This is a genomic window from Streptomyces sp. NPDC085937 (genome assembly GCF_044540535.1).
Taxonomy (GTDB): domain Bacteria; phylum Actinomycetota; class Actinomycetes; order Streptomycetales; family Streptomycetaceae; genus Streptomyces.
This window is the reverse complement of sequence record NZ_JBITSH010000019.1, coordinates 96,830-121,696: the sequence shown is the minus strand read 5'-3', so window position 1 is coordinate 121,696 and position 24,867 is coordinate 96,830. Positions and strand designations below refer to the sequence as shown.

The 24,867-nt window shown below is 72.2% G+C and carries 18 protein-coding genes; 4 read left to right on the top strand and 14 right to left on the bottom strand.

Going from position 1 to position 24,867, the window contains the following annotated elements:
- The 4 genes from ACIF8S_RS30335 to ACIF8S_RS30320 form a co-directional block, all read right to left on the bottom strand.
- The coding region (locus tag ACIF8S_RS30335; RefSeq protein WP_400003377.1) for a flavodoxin-dependent (E)-4-hydroxy-3-methylbut-2-enyl-diphosphate synthase at positions 1-197 on the bottom strand (197 nt) is incomplete at its 3' end.
- Positions 198-383: 186 nt separating this feature from the next.
- Positions 384-1,676 (bottom strand): M50 family metallopeptidase, encoded by a 1,293-nt coding sequence (locus ACIF8S_RS30330; protein WP_400003398.1) that lies wholly within the window; start codon positions 1,674-1,676, stop codon positions 384-386.
- 8 nt (positions 1,677-1,684) lie between these two features.
- Positions 1,685-2,947 carry a 1-deoxy-D-xylulose-5-phosphate reductoisomerase gene (gene dxr / locus ACIF8S_RS30325; protein ID WP_400003376.1) on the bottom strand — a complete coding sequence of 421 codons (1,263 nt, stop codon included), beginning with the start codon at positions 2,945-2,947 and terminating at the stop codon, positions 1,685-1,687.
- A gap of 125 nt (positions 2,948-3,072) precedes the next feature.
- Complete coding sequence (locus tag ACIF8S_RS30320) at positions 3,073-5,022, bottom strand: acyl-CoA dehydrogenase family protein (protein ID WP_400003374.1); 1,950 nt, start codon at positions 5,020-5,022, stop codon at positions 3,073-3,075.
- A gap of 272 nt (positions 5,023-5,294) precedes the next feature.
- On the opposite strand from ACIF8S_RS30320, the gene ACIF8S_RS30315 reads away from it, so the two are divergent.
- Positions 5,295-6,305 carry a LacI family DNA-binding transcriptional regulator gene (locus ACIF8S_RS30315; protein WP_400003373.1) on the top strand — a complete coding sequence of 337 codons (1,011 nt, stop codon included), beginning with the start codon at positions 5,295-5,297 and terminating at the stop codon, positions 6,303-6,305.
- A gap of 180 nt (positions 6,306-6,485) precedes the next feature.
- Here ACIF8S_RS30315 and ACIF8S_RS30310 read toward each other — a convergent pair whose 3' ends face one another.
- The 3 genes from ACIF8S_RS30310 to ACIF8S_RS30300 form a co-directional block, all read right to left on the bottom strand.
- The gene (locus ACIF8S_RS30310; RefSeq protein ID WP_400003371.1) at positions 6,486-7,931 is read right to left on the bottom strand and encodes an aldehyde dehydrogenase family protein; all 1,446 of its coding nucleotides are present in this window, start codon (positions 7,929-7,931) and stop codon (positions 6,486-6,488) included.
- 306 nt (positions 7,932-8,237) lie between these two features.
- Positions 8,238-9,797 carry a PucR family transcriptional regulator gene (locus ACIF8S_RS30305; protein ID WP_400003369.1) on the bottom strand — a complete coding sequence of 520 codons (1,560 nt, stop codon included), beginning with the start codon at positions 9,795-9,797 and terminating at the stop codon, positions 8,238-8,240.
- A 119-nt stretch (positions 9,798-9,916) separates the two neighbouring features.
- Entirely contained in the window at positions 9,917-12,037 is a 2,121-nt protein-coding gene (locus tag ACIF8S_RS30300) for an ATP-binding protein (protein ID WP_349791799.1), read from the bottom strand.
- Between the two features lie 276 nt (positions 12,038-12,313).
- On the opposite strand from ACIF8S_RS30300, the gene gabT reads away from it, so the two are divergent.
- Both gabT and ACIF8S_RS30290 read left to right on the top strand, forming a co-directional pair.
- Positions 12,314-13,648, top strand: coding sequence for a 4-aminobutyrate--2-oxoglutarate transaminase (gene gabT, locus ACIF8S_RS30295; RefSeq protein ID WP_400003367.1), 1,335 nt, complete (start codon positions 12,314-12,316; stop codon positions 13,646-13,648).
- 441 nt (positions 13,649-14,089) lie between these two features.
- Positions 14,090-14,728, top strand: a complete 639-nt coding sequence (locus ACIF8S_RS30290) for a phosphatase PAP2 family protein (RefSeq protein ID WP_400003365.1) — start codon at positions 14,090-14,092, stop codon at positions 14,726-14,728.
- On the opposite strand, the gene ACIF8S_RS30285 is transcribed toward ACIF8S_RS30290, so the two are convergent.
- The 7 genes from ACIF8S_RS30285 to ACIF8S_RS30255 form a co-directional block, all read right to left on the bottom strand.
- Positions 14,667-16,493, bottom strand: a complete 1,827-nt coding sequence (locus tag ACIF8S_RS30285; RefSeq protein ID WP_400003363.1) for a chitinase — start codon at positions 16,491-16,493, stop codon at positions 14,667-14,669. The genes ACIF8S_RS30290 and ACIF8S_RS30285 overlap by 62 nt on opposite strands.
- Positions 16,494-16,612: 119 nt before the next feature.
- Complete coding sequence (locus ACIF8S_RS30280) at positions 16,613-18,031, bottom strand: NAD(P)/FAD-dependent oxidoreductase (protein ID WP_400003361.1); 1,419 nt, start codon at positions 18,029-18,031, stop codon at positions 16,613-16,615.
- Positions 18,032-18,067: 36 nt separating this feature from the next.
- Positions 18,068-18,868, bottom strand: coding sequence for an ABC transporter permease (locus ACIF8S_RS30275; protein WP_400003360.1), 801 nt, complete (start codon positions 18,866-18,868; stop codon positions 18,068-18,070).
- Positions 18,869-19,798 (bottom strand): ABC transporter permease, encoded by a 930-nt coding sequence (locus tag ACIF8S_RS30270; RefSeq protein ID WP_400003358.1) that lies wholly within the window; start codon positions 19,796-19,798, stop codon positions 18,869-18,871.
- The gene (locus ACIF8S_RS30265) at positions 19,798-20,985 is read right to left on the bottom strand and encodes an ABC transporter ATP-binding protein (protein WP_400003356.1); all 1,188 of its coding nucleotides are present in this window, start codon (positions 20,983-20,985) and stop codon (positions 19,798-19,800) included. The genes ACIF8S_RS30270 and ACIF8S_RS30265 overlap by 1 nt, the downstream gene beginning before the upstream one ends.
- A 4-nt stretch (positions 20,986-20,989) precedes the next feature.
- Entirely contained in the window at positions 20,990-22,237 is a 1,248-nt protein-coding gene (locus tag ACIF8S_RS30260; RefSeq protein ID WP_400003354.1) for a spermidine/putrescine ABC transporter substrate-binding protein, read from the bottom strand.
- 50 nt (positions 22,238-22,287) lie between these two features.
- The gene (locus tag ACIF8S_RS30255; protein WP_400003352.1) at positions 22,288-23,823 is read right to left on the bottom strand and encodes a gamma-aminobutyraldehyde dehydrogenase; all 1,536 of its coding nucleotides are present in this window, start codon (positions 23,821-23,823) and stop codon (positions 22,288-22,290) included.
- Between the two features lie 210 nt (positions 23,824-24,033).
- Between ACIF8S_RS30255 and ACIF8S_RS30250 the strand changes: the two genes are divergently transcribed.
- Positions 24,034-24,618 (top strand): NADAR family protein, encoded by a 585-nt coding sequence (locus tag ACIF8S_RS30250; protein ID WP_400003396.1) that lies wholly within the window; start codon positions 24,034-24,036, stop codon positions 24,616-24,618.
- Positions 24,619-24,867 lie beyond the last annotated feature (249 nt).

Here is a 24,867-nt window from a genome sequence, read left to right as displayed (position 1 = left end):
TGGCAGCCCGACGCCGTCAGCTCCGCGATCTGCTGCAGCGTCGCGCCGATGTCCGACGTCCGCGTCGTCGTCATCGACTGCACCGACACCGGGGCGTCCCCGCCCACCGCCACGGAGCCGACCTGGATCTGCCGGCTCTTCCGGCGCACGGCGAGCGTGGTCGGGACGGACGGCATGCCGAGAGAAATCGCAGTCATCTGCTGTGCAACCCCAAGTCGTGGATCAAGGTCCGGCTCCCCGTGAGCAGCGGGCTCCGGGCTCCGAGATTACGGCAATGGCCAATGCTCGAGCACATCGCGCCCGTAAACCCACCCAAAGGGCGACGGCCCGGAACCTCATGGTTCCGGGCCGTCGTGAACATCGGGTGGCGTGGGGCGGGCCGGTCAGGAGATGCGTACCGGGTTCACCACGTCCGCGATCAGGACGAGGATCGTGAAGCAGACGAAGATCCCGGCCACCACGTAGGCGACGGGCATCAGTTTCGCCACGTCGAAGGGGCCCGGGTCGGGGCGGCGCAGCACGCGGGCGAGGTTGCGGCGCAGCGACTCCCACAGCGCGCCCGCGATGTGTCCGCCGTCCAGCGGCAGCAGCGGCAGCATGTTGAACAGGAACAGGGAGAGGTTGAAGCCCGCGAGGAGCATCACGAACATCGCGAGTTGCTGCGAGGCCGGGATGTCCAGGGTGGCGATCTCCCCGCCGACGCGGGCGGCGCCGACGACGCCCATCGGCGAGTCCGGTTCGCGGGGTCCGTCGCCGAAGGCGGCGTCCCACAGGGCGGGGATCTTGGAGGGCAGGGCCGCGAGGGAGTCGATCGCGTCGCCGACCCGGTCGGTCATCCAGGTCACGGAGTCACCGAGGTCCTGCTTGACGACTCCGGTGGCGGCGCTGAAGCCGAGGAAGCCGGCTTTGACGTACTCGCCCTCGACGTAGGTGCCGTTGCCGTCCTTCTTGGCGACCATGTTGGTGGCGATGGTGGCGTGCAGCGTCACCTCCTTGCCGCCGCGGTCGACAGCGATCGTCACGTCCTTGCCGGCGCTGTCGCGGATCAGGTCGGACAGGGTGCCCCAGTCGTCGGTCCTGACCCCGTCGAAGGCGACGATCCTGTCCTCGGCCCGCATGCCGGCCGCGGCGGCCGGGGACCGGGGGTCGGACGTCTTGCAGTTGTCGCGCTTCTCGCTCTGCGAGATCACGCACTGGGAGACCGAGCTGACGGTGGTGGTCTGCTGCTGGATGCCGAAGCCCATCAGCACGATGAGGAACAGCACGACCGCGAGGATCAGGTTCATGAACGGGCCGGCGAACATCACGACGACCCGTTTCCAGGGCTTGCGCGTGTAGAACAGGCGCTTGTCGTCGCCGGGCCGCAGTTCCTCGAAGGCCGCGGAGCGGGCGTCCTCGATCATCCCGCGCCACGGGGACGTGGAGCGGGCCTCCAGCCGGCCGTCGGGGCCGGGCGGGAACATGCCGATCATCCGGATGTAGCCGCCGAACGGGATCGCCTTGACGCCGTACTCGGTCTCGCCCTTGTGCCGCGACCAGATCGTCGGGCCGAAGCCGACCATGTACTGCGGCACCCGGATGCCGAACATCTTGGCCGTGGACAGGTGGCCCGCTTCGTGCCAGGCGATGGAGAACAGCAGGCCGGCCGCGAAGACGACTATGCCGAGGATGAACATCAGGGTCGTCATGCACGCGCCTCCGCGCTCGCCGTCCGGTCGGTCAGTTCGCGGGCCCGCGCACGGGCCCAGGTCTCCGCTTCGAGGACGTCCGGCACGGTCAGGGAGGTTCCCGCCGCCGGCGTTCCGTGTTCCTCGACCACCCGGGTGACCGTGTCGATGATGCCGAGGAACGGCAGCGCACCGGTGCGGAAGGCCTCGACGCACTCCTCGTTCGCGGCATTGAACACCGCCGGGGCGGTTCCCGCGAGTTCGCCGACGTGCCGGGCGAGGTTCACCGAGGGGAACGCCTCGTTGTCGAGGGGGAAGAACTCCCAGGTGGACGCCTTGCTCCAGTCGAAGGCGGGGGCGGCGTCGGGCACCCGTTCGGGCCAGCCGAGGCCGATGGCGATGGGGCCCCGCATGTCCGGGGGCGTCGCCTGGGCCAGTGTCGATCCGTCCGTGAACTCAACCATCGAGTGGACATACGACTGGGGATGCACGACGACCTCAATGCGGTCGAAGGGAATGTCGTAGAGCAGGTGCGCCTCGACGACCTCCAGGCCCTTGTTGACGAGGGTCGCGGAGTTGATCGTGATGACCGGGCCCATGGCCCAGGTGGGGTGGGCGAGGGCGTCCTCGACGGTGACCGCGGCCAGCTCCTGCCGGGTGCGGCCGCGGAACGGGCCGCCGGAGGCGGTGACGACGAGCTTGCGGACGTCGGCGCGGGTGCCGGCGGCCAGCGCCTGGAACAGCGCGGCGTGCTCGGAGTCCACCGGGATGATCTGACCGGGCTTGGCCAGCGCCTTCACCAGCGGGCCGCCCACGATCAGCGACTCCTTGTTGGCGAGCGCGAGGGTGCGGCCCGCCTCCAGCGCGGCGAGGGTCGGGGCGAGCCCGATGGAGCCGGTGATGCCGTTCAGGACGGTGTGGCAGTCGGAGGCGGCGACCTCGGTGGCCGCGCCGGGCCCGGCGAGGATCTCGGGCAGCGGCTCCCCCGCGCCGTACCGTGCCGCCAGCGCCTCGCGCAGCTCCGGTACGACGTCCTCGCGGGCGACGGCGACCGTGCGCACCCGCAGGCGGTGCGCCTGCTCGGCGAGGAGGGCGACCCGGCCGCCGTTCGCGGACAGGGCGGTGACCCGGAAGCGGTCGGGGTTGCGCAGCACGAGGTCGATGGCCTGGGTGCCGATCGACCCGGTGGAGCCGAGGATCACCACGTCCTTCGGGCCGTCTCCCGCGACGGGGTCGTACACCAGGTGCGGGTCGGCGAGGGGGGCTGGAGCGTCGGTCATGGCCCCCATTGTGTCCGGTCCCGGCCGCCGCCGGGGCGCCGCCCCGGTACCCCGGGGGCGTGTCCCTTCACGCGCGGCGCGCGGGCGGGGGCCGCGCCCCGTGGCGGCCCCCGTCCCGCGCCGGCTCAGCGGATCGGCCGACGCACGTTCTCCCGGGTGGGCGGGCCGGGGGTGGCGTCCCCGATCCACGGTCCGTCGCCGGAGGGGTCGACGACGCCGTCCTCCAGCCACTCGTAGGTGCCCGCGAGAACGTTCCTGACGACCTTGCGGTCGAGGTCGTCGGTGTTGCTCCAGAGCCGGCCGAACAGTTCCTCGACGCGCAGCCGCGCCTGGCGGCAGAAGGCGTCGGCGAGCTGGTAGGCCTCGCGGCCGTGGTCGCCCCGGCTGCGCAGCAGCTCCGCCCGGACGCACGCGGCGCTCATCGCGAACAGTTCGGCACCGATGTCGACGATCCGGCCGAGGAAGCCCTGCTTGGTCTCCATCCGGCCCTGCCAGCGGGACATGGCGTAGAAGGTGGAGCGGGCCAGCTTGCGGGAGGTGCGCTCGACGTAGCGCAGGTGCGGGGAGAGGTCGATGCCGTGCTTGAAGTCGCCGTACGCGCCCGGTAGCTGTCCGGGTCCGGCGACCAGTTTCGGCAGCCACTTGGCGTAGAAGACGCCCGCGTTCGCGCCCGCCCTCGCCTTGTCGCCGAGGCTCTTGTCGGGGTCGATGAGGTCCCCGGCGACCGACAGGTGGGCGTCGACGGCCTCGCGCGCGATCAGCAGGTGCATGATCTCGGTCGAGCCCTCGAAGATGCGGTTGATGCGCAGGTCGCGCAGCATCTGCTCGGCCGGGACCGCCCGCTCCCCGCGGGCCCGCAGCGAGTCGGCCGTCTCGAAGCCGCGTCCGCCGCGGATCTGGACCAGTTCGTCGGCCATCAGCCAGGCCATCTCCGAGCCGTACAGCTTGGCGAGGGCGGCCTCGATGCGGATGTCGTTGCGGTCCTCGTCGGCCATCTGCGAGGACAGGTCGACCACCGCCTCCAGCGCGAAGGTGGTCGCCGCGATGAACGCGATCTTGGAGCCGACGGCCTCGTGCAGCGCGACCGGCTTGCCCCACTGCTCGCGGACGGCCGACCACTCGCGCGCGATCTTCAGGCACCACTTGCCGGCGCCGACGCACATCGCGGGCAGCGACAGCCGTCCGGTGTTGAGGGTGGTCAGGGCGATCTTCAGGCCCTGGCCCTCCTCGCCGATGCGGTGGGAGGCGGGGACGCGCACCTGGTGGAAGCGGGTGACGCCGTTCTCCAGGCCGCGCAGGCCCATGAAGGCGTTGCGGTTCTCCACGGTGACGCCCTCGGAGGACGCCTCCACGACGAAGGCGGTGATGCCGCCCCGGTGGCCCTCCGACTTCGGGACGCGGGCCATGACGACCAGCAGGTCGGCGACCACGCCGTTGGTGGTCCACAGCTTCACGCCGTCCAGCACGTAGTGGTCGCCGTCCGGCACGGCCGTCGTGGCGAGCCGGGCCGGGTCGGAGCCGACGTCGGGCTCGGTGAGGAGGAAGGCGGAGATGTCGGTGCGCGCGCAGCGCGGCAGGAACGTCTCCTTCTGCTCCCGCGTGCCGAAGATCTTCAGTGGCTGCGGGACGCCGATGGACTGGTGGGCGGAGAGCAGCGCGCCGATCGCGGGGCTGGCGGAGCCGACCAGGGCCAGGGCCTTGTTGTAGTACACCTGGGTGAGGCCGAGGCCGCCGTACTTGGTGTCGATCTTCATGCCGAGGGCGCCGAGCTCCTTGAGCCCGGTGATCACCTCGTCGGGGATGACCGCCTCGCGCTCGATCGCGGCGCCGTCGATCTGTGTCTCGCAGAAGTCGCGGAGCTTGGCGAGGAACTCCTCGCCGCGCTGGACGTCCTGGTCGGCGGGGAGCGGGTGGGGGTGGATGAGGTCCGGCCTGAAGCGGCCGAGGAACAGTTCCTTGGCGAAGCTGGGCTTGCGCCAGTCCTGCTCCCGTGCGGCCTCGGCGACCTCACGGGCCTCACGCTCGGTGACGGTCGGCCGGGACGGTGCCGCTGGTGTCTCGGGTACTGCGGACATGAGGCTCACCTCGCCGCGAATAGGATGGAGTCATTGCGGTACGGACCGGTGCTACTCGATCGTATGTACCCGATTCGTAGCGACCCCACCACCCTTCGTGCCGCCGTCCGGCCGATCCGCGTCCCGCGGTGGCGGCGGGGAACAATCACGTCGAAGCGCTTCGACTCTCTGGACAGCGCGAGCTTGCTGCGGTTAGGGTCGGGCCGGCCTTCACAGGCCCTTTTACCGATTTCGCGCAGTGTCGAAGCGCTTCACATCACTGGGAGAGCCGGATGGTCACCCTCGCCGAGGTCGCCCAGCACGCCGGAGTCTCGGCGAGCACGGTGAGCTACGTCCTCAGCGGCAAGCGGTCCATCTCCGCGACCACCCGGCAGCGGGTCGAGCGGAGCATCCGCGAGCTCGGCTACCACCCCAACGCCGGCGCCCGCGCCCTGGCCAGCAGCAGGTCCAACGTCATCGCCCTGATGGTCCCGCTGCGGACCGACATGTACGTGCCGGTGATGATGGAGATCGCGATAGCGGTGGCCACCACGGCCCGCACCCACGGGTACGACGTACTGCTGCTCACCGGCGAGGAGGGCCCCGACGCGGTGCGCCGGGTCGCGGGCAGCGGCCTCGCCGACGGCATGATCCTCATGGACGTCGAGCTCGACGACGAGCGGCTGCCCGTGCTGCGCGCGTCCGCCCAGCCGGCCGTGCTGATCGGACTGCCCGCCGACACCGCCGGGCTGACCTGCGTGGACCTCGACTTCGAGGCGACCGGCGCGCTGTGCGTGGAGCATCTCGCCGAGCGGGGGCACCGGGACGTCGCCGTCATCGGCGAGGCCCCGGCGGTCTACGAACGGCACACCGGCTTCGCCGAGCGCACCCTCGACGGGCTGCGCGCCCGCGCGCGGGAGACCGGGCTCCGGCTGCTGCACCGCCCCTGCGAGGGCGGGTACGACGCGACCGCGGTGACGGTCGCCCGGATCCTCGACGAGCGCCCGGACACCACCGGCTTCGTGGTGCAGAACGAGGCCGCGCTCGAGCCGCTTCTCGCGCTGCTGCGGCAGCAGGGCCGGGCCGTGCCCGAGGACGTCTCGGTGGTCGCCGTCTGCCCGGAGCAGGTCGCCGTGCAGGCGTCGGTCCGGCTGACGTCGGTGGCCGTTCCCGCGCAGGAGATGGGCCGGCACGCGGTGGAGCAGCTGGTCGCCAAGCTCGACGGGCGGGGCGGCGACGAGGTCGTGCTGCTCCCGCCCGAGCTGACGGTACGGGCGAGTTCGGGGCCGGCGCCGGTGCGGTGACCGGCCGTGTGCCCTCCGTGCGGGTGCGGGTGGCGCGGGTCGGCCGCACGGGCCGAGCCCCGGCACGGGGAAGGGCCCGGCACGGGGAAGGGCCCGGCACGGGGAAGGGCCCGGCACGGGGAAGGGCCCGGCGCCGACCACTGTCGGTGCCGGGCCCTCGCACGGCCGGGGTCCCCGTCGTCAGAGCGCGAGACCCGTGAGGACCATGACCCGCTCGTAGGTGTAGTCCTCCATCGCGAACCGCACGCCCTCGCGGCCCACACCGGACTGCTTGGCGCCGCCGTACGGCATCTGGTCGGCGCGGTAGGACGGCACGTCGCCGACGACCACGCCGCCGACCTCCAGGGCGCGGTGGGCGCGGAAGGCGGTCTGCAGGTCGTGGGTGAACACGCCCGCCTGAAGGCCGTACTTGGAGTCGTTGACGGCGGCGAACGCCTCCTCCTCGCCGTCCACCTTCCGCACCGTCAGCACCGGCCCGAAGACCTCCTCGCAGGAGATCGTCACGTCGGCCGGCACGTCGGTCAGCACGGTCGGCGCGTACGAGGCGCCGTCGCGCTTGCCGCCGGTGACCAGGGTGGCGCCGGCCTCGACGGCCTCCTGCACCCACGCCTCCACGCGCCGGGCGGCGTCCTCGCTGACCAGCGGGCCGACGTCCGTCGCGTCGTCGGACGGGTCACCGGTGACCTGCGCCTCCACGGCCGCGACGATGCGCGGCAGCAGCCGGTCGTAGACCGAGGCGTCGGCGATCACGCGCTGCACGGAGATGCAGGACTGGCCGCCCTGGTAGTTGGAGAAGGTGGCGATGCGGGCGGCGGCCCGGTCGAGGTCCTCGTCGCTCGCGAAGTCGGCGAGGACGACGGCCGCGCCGTTGCCGCCGAGCTCCAGGGTGCAGTGCTTGCGCGGCACCGAGTCCATGATCGCGTAGCCGACCTTCTCGGACCCGGTGAAGGAGATCACCGGCAGCCGCTCGTCCTGGACCAGGGCGGGCATGCGGTCGTTGGGGACCGGGAGGATGCTCCAGGAGCCGGCGGGCAGCTCGGTCTCGGCCAGCAGTTCGCCGAGGATCAGCGCGGACAGCGGGGTGGCCGGCGCCGGCTTCAGCACGATGGGAGCGCCGGCGGCGATCGCCGGGGCCACCTTGTGGGCGCACAGGTTCAGCGGGAAGTTGAACGGCGCGATTCCGAGGACGACGCCCTTGGGGAAGCGGCGGGTGAAGGCGAGCCGGCCCTGGCCGCCCGCGTCGGTGTCGAGGCGCTGGGCCTCGCCGCCGTTGAAGCGGCGGGCCTCCTCGGAGGCGAAGCGGAACACGGAGACGGCGCGGCCGACCTCGCCGCGCGCCCACTTCATCGGCTTGCCGTTCTCGGCGGAGATCAGCTGGGCGATCTCCTCCGTGCGCTCGGCCAGCCGGCGGCTGACGTGGTCCAGGGCGGCGGCTCGGACATGGGCGGGGGTGGCGGCGAACTCGTCCCGCACGGCGTACGCGGCGGCCACGGCCTCCTCGACCTGGGCGTCGGTCGGCACGCTCACGGAGCCGACGACCCGGCCGTCCCAGGGGGAGGTGACGTCGAAGGCGGTCTCGCCGGTGGCCTGGCGGCCGGCGAGCCAGAAGGCGTGGGTGGAAGTCATGTGAGTCCCGGCCCTTCCGCGTTGGAGGTGTACGTGGGGTTGATGGCCACCACGGTAGGTCCGCGACACCGGGGCGGCGTTTGTCCGGGGCGGAGCAGTGCCCAGGACTTCCATGCCACTTTGGCACCGGAGCTGCCCCCCCATGAGCGCCGTGAGTGCCACCACCTGGAGGGGCGCGGGGAACTGCGCGCTCAACTCCGACCGCCCCGCAGCCCATGCGACTCCGTGCCCACCACGACGCCTGAGGGCGCGGGGAACTGCGCGCTCAACCCCCACCACCCCGCGCCGGAAGGGCGGCCTCGCCGCTCAGGCCGTGTCCGCGGACGTCGCCTTCAAGGCGAGCCACAGCTCCATGCGGACGTCCGGGTCGTCCAGGGACCGGCCGAGGATCTCCTCGACGCGGCGCATCCGGTACCGAAGAGTGTGGCGGTGGACGCCGAGATCCGCCGCCGCCGCGTCCCACTGCCCGTGGCGGGACAGCCAAGCCCGCAAAGAGGCGACAAGGTCGCCACGCCCCGTCGCGTCGTGGTCGCGCAGCGCCCGCAGCAGCCCGTCCGCGAACGCCTTGACCGCGTCGTCGGCGAGCAGCGGCAGTACGGAACCGGCGGCCATCTGCTCGTGCTCCACCAGCACCCTGCCCCGCCGCCGGGCCACGGACAGCGCCTGTTCGGCCTGCTTGTAGGCGGCGGACGCGGCGATCGGCCCGGCCGGCGCGGACAGGCCGACGACCAGTTCGTCGTCGTCGGTCTTGCGGGCCGCCTCCCGCGCGGCGGCGTGGTCGCAGCAGGCCCCGACGACGGTCCCGCCGTCGGCGGCCAGCACGACCAGCCGCTCCCCCTCCGGCACCACGAGGACCGCCTCGCCGGAGCGCGCGGCGGCGGACTCGGCGGACTCGGCGAGGGCTCCGAGGGCGTCGCCGTTCGCCTCACCCTGGGCGACGATCATCCGGAACGGCGCGTCGAGCAGGCCGCCGTACAGGTCGCCGGCGACCGTCCGGGCGTGGTCCGGCTCCCCGGCGAGCAGCATGCGCAGTACGGCCGCGCCGATGCGCTGTTCCGCCGCGTGCAGGGAGCGGGAGCGTTCGGTGGTGAGGGTGAGCAGCGCGACGGCGGAGTGGACGGCGTAGCGCTCGGCGGTGCCCGGCGCGGCCGCGGTGCCGACGGCGAGCGCGGCACGGGGGCGGCGTCCGGTACCGAGGGAGTGCAGCTCGACCCGGTCCTCGTCCTCGGGACCCGCCACCACCGAGGAGGCGGGCGCGGGCCGTTCGCGCAGCCGGGTGACCTCCGCGGTCAGCCGTGCGGCGCGCCGGGCCGCCCAGTCCGGGGCGGCGGCGACGACGGCACCCGAGGCGTCGTACAGCGCGGCCCAGCCGTCGACCTGGGCGGCGAGGGCGGCCAGCAGCCCCTCGGGGCCGTCGGTGAGGGTGTGCCGCGTCAGTTCCCGCTGGGCGGCGAAGCCGGCGGTGACCGCGCGGTACTGGTCGGCGGCGATCGCGGCGGACACCGCCTTGCTGATGGCGAGGAACGGGGTGCGGCGCGGCACCTCCAGCAGCGGCAGCCCCTCCTCGCGGGCGGCCTCGACCAGGGCCTCGGGGATGTCGTCGTAGTGGACGCCGACGGCGAAGCCGAGTCCGACCACGCCCGCCCCGGCCAGCCGCTTCACGTAGCGGCGCATCGCCTCGCGGTCCTCCGCGTCGAGCTTCAGCGCCGTGATCAGCAGCAGCTCGCCGCCCTCCATGTACGGCACGGGGTCGGCGAGCTCACTGGCGTGCGCCCAGCGGACGGGCGCGTCGAGGCGGTCCTCCCCCGCGCGCACGGTCAGCTTGAGCGCGGAGTGGTGGACGAGCGAGGCGAGCGTCGGGGGCATCGGGGCGGTGAGCCTTCGGGTCGGCGTCGGGTGTGCGAGAACGGTGATCTTTTGGCCGTCTCGTATGAACGACCTGTGTCGATTCTGCCTCACCGTACGGTCCCGTCGGCCGGGTCCGGTCACTCCCGCAGGTCCACCAGCAACGGAGGCGCGTGCTCCCCCTTCACGTTCGTCAGCGACAGGACCGCGTGTCCCGCGGGCACCGCGTGCGCCAGCTCGGAGGCCGACCACCGCTCCCGCTCGACCTGGCGCACGGTGACCGCCCGCGCGGTCGGCGCCTTGCCGGTGATCGCGCGGCGCAGCGCGTGCACCGCCTTGCCCGCCGGGCTCTCGGCGATGATCTGACGGTCGGTGACGTCCCGCGCCTCGGTCCACTCCTTGCCCCAGACCTCGGCGAAGTCCTGCCCGTCCCAGGGGGTGAGGCCGGCCAGCGCCATGCGGCAGCCGGTGGCGCCGAGCAGCGGCCCGCGCAGCGGCCGGGGCACGTCGTCCAGGGTGCGCAGGGTGAGCACCACACCGGCGTTGGCCGACCGCAGCCGCTGGACGCCGCGCACGGCCTCGGGGGTGATCACACCGGTGGCGTCGTCCAGCACCAGGCAGGCGAACAGGGAACGGTCCTCGCGTACGGTCACGCTCGCGGTGAACTGCGCGAGCACCAGACGCGCCAGCATCCGCGAGGCGTCGGCGTGGCCCCGCTGGGGCAGGTCGACGCGGACCCGCACCGGGTGGTCGAGCGCCTTGAGGGAGAACGGCCGGGACTGTCCCGAGGTGTCGAAGAACCCGGCGAAGGCGGGCCGGTCCAGCAGCGCGACCCGGTCGGCGAGGATCCCGCCCACGTCGCCCGGGTGGGCCAGTTGCCGTTCACGGGCGTCGAGTTCACGCAGCAGCGACTCCTGGCCCGCGTCCTGCAGCCCCTTGCGCAGGGCGGCCAGCGGGCCGGGGGCGCCGTCGAGGAGCTGCCGCAGCTCGGGCACCGACGGGAAACGGCCGTGCACCGCGCGGAACGGGCCGAGGAGCTGGGCGAGGACGGTGGTGGAGCGGCGGCTGTCGCTGCCCGGGTGCGGGTCCGCCAGGTCGCCGACCAGCGCCTCGGCGAGCACGGCCGCCGCCTCGTCGGGGTCGGTGGTGCCGCCGTACAGGTCGAGGTCGTAGACGGAGTCGGGGCTGCCGATGCGGACGACGACGTCGTAGGCGTCGGCCGGGCCGAGGCCCGCGCCGGCCGCGCCGACCACGACCACGGCGGTCTTCCCGGCGAGCGCCTGGAGGCACAGCGACTCGGCGACCGGCAGGACCACCCCGCCGGTCTTGCCCGACCCGGCCGGCCCGACCGCGAGCAGGGAGGTGCCGAGCAGGTCCGGGCCGAGGGCGAGGCCGGTGCCGCGGTAGACGTAGGGGTTGCGGGGGTCGTCGGCGGTGGTGCCGAGCCTGACCTGTCCGGTGAGCAGGTCGTGCCGGGCCTGCCGGGCGGGCAGGTCACGGGCTCCGGAGGGGTGCGGGCAGGCGGCGGCGCCGTCCTTGACCACGGCCCCGGTGAAGGTGGCGAGGCTGTGCCGGCCGTTGCGCACGCCCTGCCAGGCGCGGGCGATGCGGGCGTGGTCGACGTCCCGCATCATCCCGGCACGGGCGTCGGAGGCGAGCCGCTCGGCGGCGTCGACGGCGCCGGCGGCGCGCAGCGCGGGCCAGGCGGCCGGGTCCTCCTCGGGGGCGGGCGGGGGCTCGTCGCGGGGGGCGCGGCGCCAGGCGGGTGGGCCGTAGCGGCGCCAGATCTCGCCCCAGCGGCCGAGCCGGCCCACGCCGACCATGATGATCCCGGCGATGAGCACGTAGTAGGCGTAGACGACCACGACGGCGCCGAAGCTGTGCGGCTCCGCCCAGGAGTCGGGGATCATCGCGTACAGCGGCAGCAGCCACCAGCCGCCCAGGTAGCCGTTCCACAGCAGCGACCAGATCAGCCAGCCGACGAGGAACGCGATCAGCGCGCCGCTGAACAGCTGGCGTCCGGGGATGCGCTCCGGCTCCTCCTCCGGCCGGGGCCGGTGTCCGAACCGCCAGATGCCGGGGAGCGCCTCGGGGCGGGCGGTGCGCAGCCAGGAGAGGAACGCGGACCCGTCGGGGGGCGGCGGCATGCCCGGTGCGCGGGTCGGACGCGGTGGCGCCGCCGGTACCTGAGGTGGTCCCGCCGGGCGCGGCACGGGACCGGCCTGCGTGCCCCGCGTGTCCTGGGTACCCTCGCTGTCCATCGCCCCTGCCCCCTGAGCAGCCGCCGCATCCGCCATCAGCACGTCAATCTAACGCCCCGACAGGCGCAGTCCACCGATTGCCCGGCCGGGGTCCGCGCCCGGCCGCGGCGTGTCGCCGTACCGTGTCGGCACGGCCGCCCGCCGGTGGGTATGTCCATCGCGGACAACCCGGACCCTCGGACAACGCCCACATGGAGCATGCCCAGCCTTCTCGCCCCGCCCTAGCCTGCGAGAAAAGAAGCAGAGAGCGTCCGTTTCACCCCCCAGGAGCCCCGCATGACCGCACTTCCGCAGGAGCGCCGCGTCGTCACCGCCATCCCCGGCCCGAAGTCGCAGGAGCTGCAGGCCCGCCGTACCGCCGCGGTCGCGCAGGGCGTGGGCTCCGTGCTGCCCGTGTTCACCGCGCGCGCCGGCGGCGGGATCATCGAGGACGTCGACGGCAACCGTCTGATCGACTTCGGTTCCGGCATCGCCGTGACCTCCGTCGGCGCCTCCGCCGAGGCTGTCGTCCGCCGCGCCTCCGCCCAGCTCGCCGACTTCACGCACACCTGTTTCATGGTGACGCCGTACGAGGGTTACGTGGCCGTCGCCGAGGCGCTCGCCGAGCTGACGCCGGGCGACCACGCGAAGAAGTCCGCGCTGTTCAACAGCGGCGCCGAGGCCGTCGAGAACGCCGTGAAGATCGCGCGTGCGTACACCAAGCGGCAGGCGGTCGTCGTGTTCGACCACGGCTACCACGGCCGGACCAACCTCACCATGGCGCTGACCGCGAAGAACATGCCGTACAAGCACGGCTTCGGTCCGTTCGCTCCCGAGGTGTACCGCGTCCCGGTCGCCTACGGCTACCGCTGGCCGACCGGCCCGGAGAACGCGGGCCCGGAGGCCGCCGCGCAGGCCGTCGACGAGATGTCCAAGCAGGTGGGCGCGGAGAACATCGCCGCGATCATCATCGAGCCGGTGCTCGGCGAGGGCGGCTTCATCGAGCCGGCCAAGGGCTTCCTGCCGGCGATCAGCGAGTTCGCGAAGGACAACGGCATCGTCTTCGTCGCCGACGAGATCCAGTCGGGCTTCTGCCGCACCGGCCAGTGGTTCGCCTGCGAGGACGAGGGCATCGTCCCCGACCTGATCACCACGGCGAAGGGCATCGCGGGCGGTCTGCCGCTGGCCGCGGTCACCGGCCGCGCGGAGATCATGGACGCCGCGCACTCCGGCGGCCTGGGCGGCACCTACGGCGGCAACCCGGTGGCCTGCGCGGGCGCGCTCGGCGCCATCGAGACGATGAAGGAGCTGGACCTCAACGCCAAGGCCAAGGCCATCGAGGGCGTCATGAAGGCGCGTCTCACGGCCATGGCGGAGAAGTTCGACATCATCGGCGACGTCCGCGGCCGGGGCGCGATGATCGCCGTCGAGCTGGTCAAGGACCGCGCCACGAAGGAGCCGAACCCGGAGGCGACGGCCGCGCTGGCCAAGGCCTGCCACCAGGAGGGCCTGCTGGTCCTGACCTGTGGCACCTACGGCAACGTGCTGCGGTTCCTGCCCCCGCTGGTCATCGGCGAGGACCTGCTGGGCGAGGGTCTGGACATCATCGAACAGGCCTTCGCGCGCGTCTGAACCGTCATCGGGGCAGGTGGACCGGCCCGGACCGCCTGTTCCCGGCCGATCGGATCCGGACAGCGGCAGAGCGTGTGAAGAACGTGTGCGGGGTGGATGACAGGTGCCCGTCTGCCCTGTCGCCGGGCCACCCCCTGCCGTAGGTTTCTACCCGGATGAGAGATACACCAGCCCACAGGGGACTGTGGGCGGCTCAGGACGAGGCCTCCCCAGCTTCGACCTGGTCGTGCCCTCGCGCACACAACCGGGGCCCCAGGGCCCCGGGTCTCCTCACGATCGGACGGTCGCCCGCCCCATACCCCCCGGGGCGCGCGACGTTCCGATCGGACGGCCGTCGGGCATCAGACACGGCAGGCCGTCCACCGGAGGGCCGGCACACACCCCCCCTTTGTGCCGGCCCTCCGGTGTGTCCGGACCGTCCCGCCTGGGAAGCTGTCCCGCATGCTGCTGCCGGCCCTGCCACTCGTCCTCTTCCTCCTGATCACCTGGCAGGTCGTCGTCGACGGTCCGCTGCTCGACGTCGACGAGCGGCTGAGCAACGCCCTGGTGCGTCCCGACCGGGCTTCCGAACTGCTCTCCGACCTCGGCAACGTCGACGTGGCCGTGCCGGTCCTGGTGGTCGTGCTGGCCGCGGCGGCGTGGCGGCTGCGCGCCACCGGTGTGGACGGCTGGTGGCTGCCGCCCGCCGCCGGGGCGGCGGCGATGGTGATGGTGCCGGTGCTGGTCGCGCCGCTGAAGGCGTGGACCGACCGCCCGGGCACCCCCGCCGTGCCGCCGGCGACCGGCTACTACCCCTCCGGCCACACCGCCACCGCCGTGGTGGCGTACGGTGCGGCGGCCCTGCTGCTCCTTCCGCTGCTGCGGTCGCCGGCCGTACGCCGTGGACTGCTCGCCCTGTGCGCCGCGTTGATCCTGGGCGCCTCCTACGGCCTGGTGCGCCGGGGCTACCACTGGCCGCTGGACGTGGTGGCCAGTTGGTGCCTCGGGGCGCTGCTGCTGGCCGGTGTGTGGCTGCTGGTCAGCCGAAGTAGCCGTCGAACGTCCGCTGGAACTCCCAGCCGCCGAACCGGTCCCAGTTGATCGACCAGGTCATCAGGCCGCGCAGGGACGGCCAGGTGCCGTGGGTGGCGTACGAGCCGCAGTCGGTGCGCTTCGTCAGGCAGTTGAGGGTCTTGGTGACCTCCGCCGGGGACACGTGGCCGTTGCCGGCGTTGACGGTGGCGGGCATGCCGATGGCGACCTGGTCGGGGCGCAGCGGCGGGAAGACGTTGTCCGCGTCGCCCGCGACCGGGAAGCCGGTGAGCAGCATGTCGGTCATGGCGATGTGGAAGTCGGCGCCGCCCATGGAGTGGTACTGGCCGTCCAGGCCCATGATCGGGCCGGAGTTGTAGTCCTGGACGTGCAGCAGGGTGAGGTCGTCGCGCAGGGCGTGGATGACCGGGAGGTAGGCGCCCGCCCTCGGGTCCTGGCCGCCCCAGGGGCCGCTGCCGTAGAACTGGTGGCCGAGCTGGACGAAGAAGGTCTCCGGGGCCATCGTCAGGACGAAGTCGTCGCCGTACCTGGCCTTGAGGGTCTTCAGGGCGGAGATCAGGTTGACGATCACCGGGGTCTTCGGGTTCCTGAAGTCGGTGTCGCCGGTGTCCAGGGAGAGGGAGTGGCCCTCGAAGTCGATGTCGAGGCCGTCGAGTCCGTACGCGTCGATGATGCGGGAGACGGAGCTGACGAAGGTGTCGCGGGCCGCGGTCGTCGTGAGCCGGACCTGGCCGTTCTGGCCGCCGATGGAGATGAGCACCTTCTTCCCGGCCGCCTGCTTGGCCGCGATCGCCGCCTTGAACTCGGCGTCGCTCTCCACGCCCGGGCACTCCGCGGCCGGGCAGCGCTCGAAGCGGATGTCGCCGGAGGTGACGGAGGTGGGCTCGCCGAAGGCCAGGTCGATGACGTCCCAGCTGTCGGGGACGTCGGCGAGGCGGGTGTAGCCGGAGCCGTTGGCGAAGCTCGCGTGGAGGTAGCCGACCAGGGCGTGGGCCGGGAGGCCGGAGTCGCCGTCGCCGGAGTCGCCGCCGGAGTCGGGCGTGGTGGTGGTCGCGGTGACGGTGGCCGAACGGGCCGACTCCCCCGCGTCGTTGAGGGCGCTGACCTGGAAGGCGTACGCCGTCGAGGGGGACAGCCCGGTGACGGTGGTCGAGGTGCCGGTGACGGTCCGGATCGCCGCGCCGTCGCGGTGGACGGCGTACGAGGTGGCGCCCGCGGCCGGTGACCAGGACAGGGAGACGCTGGTGGAGGTCGCGCCGGACGCGGTGAGGCCGGTCGGCGGGGCGGGTGGCTGTCCGGTCTCACCGCCCGGGCCGGTGAGGGTGATGTCGTCGGCGTGGTAGGCACCGGTGCCGTACCAGCCGTGGGTGTAGATCGTGACGCGGGTGGTGGAGGGGCCGGTGCGGAAGGTGGTGGTGAGCTTCTGCCAGTCGGGGGCGGACTGGGTCCAGGCGGCGACGTCGGTGGTGCCGGTGCCGCTCGCGCCGAGGTACACGTAGGCGCCGCGGACGTGGCCGGAGAGGGTGTAGGAGGAGTCCGGCCGCACGGTGACCGTCTGGGCGCAGCGGGCGTTGTCCGACCCGGCCGGTGTGGCCTTCAGGGCGGAGGTGCCGCTGCGGACGGGTGAGGTGACGGCGGCGCCGGCCGGACAGCTCCAGCCGTCGAGGCCGGCCTCGAAGCCGCCGTTGCGGGCGAGGTCGGTGTCGGCCGCGCGGGCGGCCGGCGTCAGGGCGGTGACGCCGGCCGCGGCGAGGGCGGTGGCGGTGAGCAGGGCGGCGAGGGGCCGGCGGGCGGGGGGTCTGGCGCGGTCCACAAGGGCCTCCGGGCATGGGGGAGTTGGAGGGGTGGAGCGCGCTCAATTTGGTCCAGACCAATTCGGTTGTCAAGCCCTCGCGCAGCGCCTCCCACCTTCCTGCCCGGCCCCGGAGAGGCTCAGCTGTCGAAGCCCAGCCCCAGCCGGTCCATCGTCCGCAGCCACAGGTTGCGCCTGCCCTCGTGGGCGTCCGCCCTGGCCAGCGACCACTTGGTCAGGGCGACGCCGGTCCAGGCGAAGGGCTCCGGCGGGAACGGCAGCGGCTTGGTGCGCACCATCTCCAGCTCCGTGCGCTCGGTCCGCTCCCCCGCCAACAGGTCCAGCATCACCTCCGCGCCGAACCGTGTGGCCCCCACACCGAGCCCGGTGTAGCCCGCCGCGTACGCGACCCGGCCCGAGTGGGCGGTGCCGAAGAACGCCGAGAAGCGCGAGCAGGTGTCGATCGCGCCGCCCCAGGCGTGGGTGAAGCGCACGCCCTCCAGCTGCGGGAAGCAGGTGAAGAAGTGCCCCGCCAGCCTCGCGTACGTCTCCGGCCGGTCGTCGTACTCGGCGCGCACCCGGCCGCCGTACGGGTAGATGGCGTCGTAGCCGCCCCACAGGACGCGGTTGTCGGCGGAGAGCCGGAAGTAGTGGAACTGGTTGGCGCTGTCGCCGAGTCCCTGGCGGTTCTTCCAGCCGATGGACGCGAGCTGCTCGGGGGTGAGCGGCTCGGTCATCAGGGCGTAGTCGTAGACCGGGACGGTGTACGCCCGCACCCGGCGGACCAGGCTGGGGAAGACGTTGGTGCCGAGCGCGACCCGGCGGGCGCGGATCGCCCCGTACGGGGTGCGCACGGACATGCCGGCACCGTACTGCCGGAGGGTGAGGGCGGGAGTGTGCTCGTACACGCGCACCCCGAGGTCGAGGCAGGCCCGCTTCAGCCCCCAGGCGAGGCGGGCGGGGTTGAGCATGGCCACGCCCCGGCGGTCGTACAGGCCCGCCCGGAAGGTGGGCGAGTCGACCTGCTCACGCACGGCGTCGGCGTCCAGGTACTCGATGCCGTCGGCGAGGCCGCGCGCGCCGATCTCGTCGTACCAGGCGCGCAGTTCCTCCGCCTGGTACGGCTCGGTGGCGACGTCGATCTCGCCGGTGCGCTCGAAGTCGCAGTCGATGGAGTGGCGGGCGACCGTCTCCTCGATGGCGTCGAGGTTGCGGGCACCCAGCCGCTGAAGGGTGTGGATCTCGTCGGGCCAGCGGGTGAGCCCGTTGGACAGGCCGTGGGTGAGGGAGGCGGCGCAGAACCCGCCGTTGCGGCCGGAGGCGGCCCAGCCCACCTCGCGGCCCTCGACGAGCACGACGTCCCGGGAGGGGTCGCGCTCCTTGGCGATCAGCGCGGTCCACAGTCCGCTGTAGCCGCCGCCCACGACCAGCAGGTCGCAGGCGGTCCGCCCGGTGAGGGCCGGCTCGGGGCCGGGGCGGCCGGGGTCGTCCAGCCAGTAGGAGACCGGCCGGGCCTCGGAGAGGGACTGCGTCCAACGGCTCATGGCGCTCGGGGCCATGATCTCAACTCCCTACTGCGGACTGTGGAATCGCTGTCATGCCTTCTGGCGTTTGCGGCGGTTGCCGACGGCCATGGAGACCAGCACCAGCAACACGGCGACCACGAACATGGCCGTGCCGATGACGTTGATCTGGACGGGCGTGCCGCGCTGCGCGGAGCCCCAGACGAACATCGGGAAGGTGACGGTCGAACCGGCGTTGAAGTTGGTGATGATGAAGTCGTCGAAGGACAGGGCGAAGGCGAGCAGCGCGCCCGCCGCGATGCCGGGGGCGGCGATCGGCAGGGTGACCCGCAGGAACGTCTGCACCGGGCCCGCGTACAGGTCCTGCGCGGCCTGCTCGAGCCGGGGGTCCATCGACATCACGCGTGCCTTCACGGCGACCACGACGAAGCTGAGGCAGAACATGATGTGGGCGATCAGGATCGTCCAGAAGCCCAGCTCGGCACCCATGTTGAGGAACAGGGTGAGCAGCGAGGCCGCCATCACCACCTCGGGCATCGCCATCGGCAGGAAGATCAGCGAGTTCACGGCACCGCGGGCACGGAAGCGGTAGCGGACCAGCGCGAAGGCGATCAGCGTGCCGAGGAGGGTGGCGCCGAGCGTGGCCCACAAGGCGATCTGCAGGCTGAGGCCGAGCGAGCCGCACAGCCCGGACACCCCGCACGGGTCCCGCCACGCGTCGGTGGAGAACTCCTGCCACTCGTAGTTGAAGCGCCCCTTCGGCTTGTTGAAGGAGAACACGGTGACGACGACGTTCGGCAGCAGGAGGTAGGCCAGCGTCAGCAGGCCCGCGATGACGACGACGTTGCGCTTGAACCAATTGACGAAGGCCATTTAAACCAGATCCTCCGTGCCGGACTTGCGGATGTAGACCGTGACGACGGCGAGGATCGCGGCCATCAGGATGAACGAGAGCGCCGCGGCTGTCGGATAGTCCAGGATCCGCAGGAACTGCGACTGGATGACGTTGCCGACCATCCGGGTGTCCGTGGAGCCGAGCAGGTCCGAGTTGATGTAGTCGCCGGTCGCCGGGATGAAGGTCAGCAGCGTGCCGGAGACCACGCCCGGCATCGACAGCGGGAAGGTGACCTTGCGGAAGGCGGTCGACGGCTTGGCGTACAGGTCGCCCGCCGCCTCGTGCAGCCGGGGGTCGATCCGCTCCAGTGAGGTGTAGAGCGGAAGGATCATGAAGGGCAGGAAGTTGTACGTCAGACCGCACACCACCGCCAGCGGGGTGGCGAGCACCCGGTCGCCGGCCGTCCAGCCGAGGAACGCCGTGACGTCCAGGACGTGCAGCGAGTCGAGGGCGCCGACCACCGGGCCGCCGTCGGCGAGGATCGTCTTCCAGGCGAGGGTGCGGATCAGGAAGCTGGTGAAGAACGGCGCGATCACCAGGATCATGATCAGGTTGCGCCAGCGGCCCGCCCGGAAGGCGATCAGGTACGCCAGCGGGTAGCCGAGCAGCAGGCACAGCACGGTCGCGGAGGCGGCGTAGAGCACCGAGCGGACGAACTGCGGCCAGTACTCGGACAGCGCGTCCCAGTAGGTGGCGAAGTGCCAGGTGACCTTGTAGCCCTCCTCCAGGGAGCCCGTCTGCACGGACGTGGAGGCCTGGTAGATCACCGGCAGCGCGAAGAACACCACGAGCCAGAGCAGGCCGGGCAGCAGGAGCAGGTACGGCGTCCAGCGTCCCCGCCGGCGCGGCGGTTCCGGTTCGGGGGCGACGGGCGCCGGCGTCGGCGGCGCCTCGGTGACCGTGGCCATCAGGCGACCTCTTCCTCGACCGTCTCGACGCCCGCGGAGCCCACTGTCCCGGCAAGCAGGGACTGTGCCGCGTCGAGGCCGAAGGTGTGGTCCGGGTTCCAGTGCAGGACGACCTCGGCGCCGGGTACCAGCCGGGCGTCCCGGTCGATGTTCTGCACGTAGACCTCGAAGTCCGAGCAGACCGGGCTGTCGACGACGAACTGCGTGGAGACGCCGATGAAGCTGGACGCGGTGATCCGGCCCGTGATCCGGTTGCGCCCCTCGGGTATCTCGCCGGCGTCGTCGGCGTGGGTGAGGGAGATCTTCTCCGGGCGGACCCCGGCCAGGATCTTGCCGCCCGTGGCGGCGGGCGCGCTCGCACGGGCCCGGTGCAGCACCAGCTTGCCGCCGCCCGCCTTGAGCACGATGTCGTCGCCCGACGTGGAGTCCACCTCGGCCTCGATGAAGTTGGAGGTGCCGAGGAAGTTGGCGACGAAGGTGGTGCGCGGGTTCTCGTACAGGTCGGCGGGCGTGCCGAGCTGCTCGACCCGGCCGGCGTTCATCACGGCGACGCAGTCGGCCATGGTCATGGCCTCCTCCTGGTCGTGCGTGACGTGCACGAAGGTGATGCCGACCTCGGTCTGGATCCGCTTGAGCTCCAGCTGCATCTGCCGGCGCAGCTTCAGGTCGAGGGCGCCGAGCGGCTCGTCGAGCAGCAGCACCTTGGGGTGGTTGATCAGTGCGCGGGCGACCGCGACACGCTGCTGCTGGCCGCCGGAGAGCTGGTGCGGCTTCTTGCGCGCCTGCTCGCCGAGCTGGACCAGCTCCAGCATCTCCTCGACCTGCTTCTTCACGCTCTTGATGCCGCGCCGGCGCAGGCCGAAGGCGACGTTCTCGTAGATGTCGAGGTGCGGGAAGAGGGCGTAGGACTGGAAGACGGTGTTCACCGGCCGCTTGTACGGCGGCAGCGCGGTGACGTCCTGGTCGCCGAGGTGGACGGTGCCCGCGGTGGGCTCCTCCAGGCCGGCGATCATGCGCAGGGTGGTGGTCTTGCCGCAGCCGGACGCGCCGAGCAGGGCGAAGAAGGAGCCCTCCGGGACGGTCAGGTCGAGCGGGTGCACGGCGGTGAAGGAGCCGTACGTCTTGCTGATCCCGGTGAGCCGGACGTCGCCGCCGCCGGCCTTGGTGGTCTCTTCGGTGGTCTTCATCTCGTCACGCCCCAGTGAGCTTCGCGAACTTGCCTTCGAATGCCGTCTCTTCCTCGGAGCTGAGCGAGCGGAAGGCACGGGACTTGGCCTGCATGGCCTTGTCGGGGAGGATCAGCGGGTTGTTCGCCGCGTCCTCGTCGAGCTTCGCGAGCTCCTCCTTCACCCCGTCGACCGGACAGACGAAGTTGATGTAGGCGGCGAGCTGGGCGGCCGGCTGCGGCTCGAAGTAGTAGTCGATCAGGCGCTCGGCGTTCGTCTTGTGCCGGGCCTTGTTGGGGACCAGCATGTTGTCGCTGGAGAGCATGTAGCCGCTGTCCGGGATGACGAAGCCGATGTCCGGGTTGTCGGCCTGGAGCTGGACGACGTCACCGGCCCACGCGACGCACGCGGCGAGGTCGCCCTTGGTGAGGTCCGAGGTGTAGTCGTTGCCGGTGAAGCGGCGGATCTGGCCCTTGTCGACGGTCCTCTGCAGCCGGGCGATCGCCGCGTCGTAGTCGTCGGCGGTGAAGGACCGCGGGTCCTTGTCCATGTCGAGCAGCGTCATGCCCATGGTGTCGCGCATCTCGGTGAGCAGCCCGACCCGGCCCTTGAGCTTGGGATTGTCCAGCAGGTCGGACAGGGTCCTCACCTCGATGCCGTCGAGCGCCTTCTTGTTGTAGGCGATGACGGTGGCGATGCCCTGCCAGGGATACGAGTAGGCACGGCCGGGGTCCCAGTCGGGGGTCCGGTACGACGAGGCGACGTTGGCGAAGGCGTGCGGCAGGTTGGACGCGTCGAGCTTCTGCACCCAGCCGAGGCGGATGAGGCGGGCGGCGAGCCAGTCGGTGAGGACGATGATGTCGCGGCCGGTGTCCTGGCCCGCGGCGAGCTGCGGCTTGATCTTGCCGAAGAACTCGGAGTTGTCGTTGATGTCCTCGGTGTACTTCACCTTGATGCCGGTGCGTTTCGTGAACGCCTCCAGCGTGGGGTGTTCGCGCCCGCTGTCGTCGATGTCCATGTACTCGGTCCAGTTGGAGAAGCTGACGGTCCTCTCCTTCGCCGAGCGGTCCTCCGCCGGGACGCCTCCCTGGGTGTTCCCGGCCGCGGGGATGCCGCAGGCGCTGAGCGCGCCCAGGCCCCCGACCGCGAGCGCGCCGCCCGCTGAGGCGCGCAGCAGGGAACGGCGGGTCATGGCCGCCCTGCCGTTGCGGAAACTGCGCCGTATCGCGGCCTCCTGGGCCGGCGAGAGGCGGTCGGGCTCGTACTGCTCCATGCGCGTGTGTGCCCTTTCGGGAAGTGGCCGCGGGTCGGGCGGCCTGGCTGCTATCGGTCCCCGAAGACGGTGCGGTGCCAGTCCTTGCGGACCACCGCGGTGTTGTCGAACATGACGTGCTTGATCTGGGTGTACTCCTCGAAGGAGTACGCGGACATGTCCTTGCCGTAGCCGGACGCCTTGTAGCCGCCGTGCGGCATCTCGCTGATGATCGGGATGTGGTCGTTGACCCACACGCACCCCGCCTTGATCTCGCGGGTCGCCCGGCCCGTGCGGTACACGTCCCGGCTCCAGGCGGAGGCGGCGAGCCCGTACGGGGTGTCGTTGGCGAGTGCGATGCCCTCGTCGTCGGTGTCGAAGGGCAGGACGACCAGCACCGGTCCGAAGATCTCCGACTGCACGACCTCGCTGTCCTGCGCGGCGCCGGCGATCAGCGTGGGGCGATAGTACGCGCCGTCGGACAGATCGCCCAGGGGTGTCTCACCGCCGGTCACCACGCGCGCGTAGGCACGCGCGCGGTCGACGAATCCGGCCACCCGGTCGCGCTGGGCGTGGGAGACCAGCGGTCCGAGATCGGTGCCGGGGGCGAAGGGGTCGCCCAGCCGGACGGTCTCCATCAGCGCGGCGGTGCGCTCGACGAAGGCGTCGTAGAGGGGGCGCTGCACGTACGCGCGCGTGGCGGCCGTGCAGTCCTGGCCGGTGTTGATGAGCGCGCCCGCGACGGCGCCGTTGACGGCCGCGTCGAGGTCGGCGTCGTCGAAGACCACGAAGGGCGCCTTGCCGCCGAGCTCCAGGTGGAGGCGCTTGACGGTGGCGGTGGCGATCTCGGCGACCCGCTTGCCGACGGCGGTGGAGCCGGTGAACGAGGTCATCGCCACGTCGGGGTGGCCGACCAGGTGCTCGCCGGCCTCCTTGCCGGTGCCGGTGACGATGTTGATCACGCCGTCCGGGATGCCGGCGTCGGTGGCGGCCTGCGCGAACAGCAGCGAGGTCAGCGGGGTGAGCTCGGCGGGCTTGAGCACGATGGTGTTGCCCGCGGCGATCGCCGGGAGGATCTTCCACGCGGCCATCTGCAGCGGGTAGTTCCAGGGGGCGATGGAGCCGACGACGCCGATGGGCTCGCGGCGGACGTAGGAGGTGTGGTCGCCCGAGTACTCGCCGGCCGACTGGCCCGCGAGGTGGCGGGCGGCCCCGGCGAAGAAGGTGATGTTGTCGATCGTGCCGGGTACGTCGAACTCGCGGCTCAGCTTCAGGGGCTTGCCGCACTGCAGCGACTCCGCGCGGGCGAAGTCCTCCGCGCGTTCGGCGACCACGGCGGCGAACCGGTTCAAGGCGTCGGAGCGCTCGCCGGGCGTGGCGCCCGCCCAGGCCGGGAACGCCTCCCGCGCGGCTGCGACGGCCGCGTCGACGTCGTCGGGGCCGGCGAGGTCGTAGGTGTACACCTCCGCGCCGGTGGCCGGGTCGACCACGGAGTGCGTGCGTCCCGAGGTGCCCTTGGTGAGACGGCCCGCGATGAACTGCGCGCCGTCCGCGAACCGTTCGGTGGCCGGGAATCGTTCCTGCGTGGTGCTGCCGGGGTTGTGCATGTCGCTCTCCTCCGTGTCCCCGAGGGGGGCGGCGTGGCTCCAGCTCGATTTGAGTGCCGATCCTGACAGAGCTATGGCACTCCAACAAGTGATTCCGTTGTTGCCATTTGGTTACGCGACGGAATCTGTCGACCAGGTGTCGAGTGGCGACGGAAAAGGCAGGACGGAGTGTCCGTGGTGCCTGCGAGACTGCTCTGCGCACAGGACGACATCGGGGGTGATGACTTGGACGGAACCGTACGAACGGTGGCTTCCCGGGAGGCGCTGGTCGAGGCGGTGCGGGCCGGGGAGCGAGTGAAGTACCTGCACTTCTGGGGGCACCGGCCGCTGCCCGACGGCCGGATCGGGGCGAGCTGTCTGAGCCAGTGGTGGCCGTCGCCGTTCACCGTGGACGGCGTGGAGTACGCGACCGCCGAGCACTGGATGATGGCGGCCAAGGCGCGGCTCTTCGGGGACGCGGAGGGAGAGCGCCGGGTGCTGGCCGCGGGGCATCCCTCCGAGGCGAAGAAGGCGGGCCGTCTCGTCCGGGGCTTCGACGAGGAGACCTGGCGGCGGGAGCGGTTCGGGATCGTGGTGGAGGGCAGCGTGCACAAGTTCGCCGCCGATGAGGGGCTGCGGTCTTTCCTGCTGGGCACGGGCGAGCGCGTGCTGGTCGAGGCGAGCCCCGTCGACCGGGTCTGGGGCATCGGCCTCGCCGCCGACCAGGAGGCAGCCCACGACCCCACCCGCTGGCGCGGCCCGAACCTGCTGGGCTTCGCCCTGATGGAGGCACGGAGGCGGCTGCGGGAGGCGTGACCCGCCCCGCCCCCGCTCCGCCGTCGGCGGGTGGCACCTCTTCAGCGTCGGCTGCGGGCAGTCGGTGGCTGGGCGCGCAGTTCCCCGCGCCCCTCAAGGGAGCTTCCGCCACGGCCGCGGAAAGCGCCCGCCACCGCCCCGGCGCGGGCCGCACCACTTCAGCGCCCGGTGCGGGCAGTCGGTGGCTGGGCGCGCAGTTCCCCGCGCCCCTCAAGGGTGCTTCCGCCACGGCCGCGGAAAGCGCCCGCC

Excerpts from the sequence above, each read along its gene's own strand:
- ACIF8S_RS30330 (WP_400003398.1), bottom strand. The coding sequence starts at position 1,676 with ATGTTCATCCTCGGCATAGTCGTCTTCGCGGCCGGCCTGCTGTTCTCC.
- dxr (WP_400003376.1), bottom strand. The coding sequence starts at position 2,947 with ATGACCGACGCTCCAGCCCCCCTCGCCGACCCGCACCTGGTGTACGAC.
- ACIF8S_RS30320 (WP_400003374.1), bottom strand. The coding sequence starts at position 5,022 with ATGTCCGCAGTACCCGAGACACCAGCGGCACCGTCCCGGCCGACCGTC.
- ACIF8S_RS30315 (WP_400003373.1), top strand. The coding sequence starts at position 5,295 with ATGGTCACCCTCGCCGAGGTCGCCCAGCACGCCGGAGTCTCGGCGAGC.
- ACIF8S_RS30310 (WP_400003371.1), bottom strand. The coding sequence starts at position 7,931 with ATGACTTCCACCCACGCCTTCTGGCTCGCCGGCCGCCAGGCCACCGGC.
- ACIF8S_RS30305 (WP_400003369.1), bottom strand. The coding sequence starts at position 9,797 with ATGCCCCCGACGCTCGCCTCGCTCGTCCACCACTCCGCGCTCAAGCTG.
- ACIF8S_RS30300 (WP_349791799.1), bottom strand. The coding sequence starts at position 12,037 with ATGGACAGCGAGGGTACCCAGGACACGCGGGGCACGCAGGCCGGTCCC.
- gabT (WP_400003367.1), top strand. The coding sequence starts at position 12,314 with ATGACCGCACTTCCGCAGGAGCGCCGCGTCGTCACCGCCATCCCCGGC.
- ACIF8S_RS30290 (WP_400003365.1), top strand. The coding sequence starts at position 14,090 with ATGCTGCTGCCGGCCCTGCCACTCGTCCTCTTCCTCCTGATCACCTGG.
- ACIF8S_RS30280 (WP_400003361.1), bottom strand. The coding sequence starts at position 18,031 with ATGGCCCCGAGCGCCATGAGCCGTTGGACGCAGTCCCTCTCCGAGGCC.
- ACIF8S_RS30275 (WP_400003360.1), bottom strand. The coding sequence starts at position 18,868 with ATGGCCTTCGTCAATTGGTTCAAGCGCAACGTCGTCGTCATCGCGGGC.
- ACIF8S_RS30270 (WP_400003358.1), bottom strand. The coding sequence starts at position 19,798 with ATGGCCACGGTCACCGAGGCGCCGCCGACGCCGGCGCCCGTCGCCCCC.
- ACIF8S_RS30265 (WP_400003356.1), bottom strand. The coding sequence starts at position 20,985 with ATGAAGACCACCGAAGAGACCACCAAGGCCGGCGGCGGCGACGTCCGG.
- ACIF8S_RS30260 (WP_400003354.1), bottom strand. The coding sequence starts at position 22,237 with ATGGAGCAGTACGAGCCCGACCGCCTCTCGCCGGCCCAGGAGGCCGCG.
- ACIF8S_RS30255 (WP_400003352.1), bottom strand. The coding sequence starts at position 23,823 with ATGCACAACCCCGGCAGCACCACGCAGGAACGATTCCCGGCCACCGAA.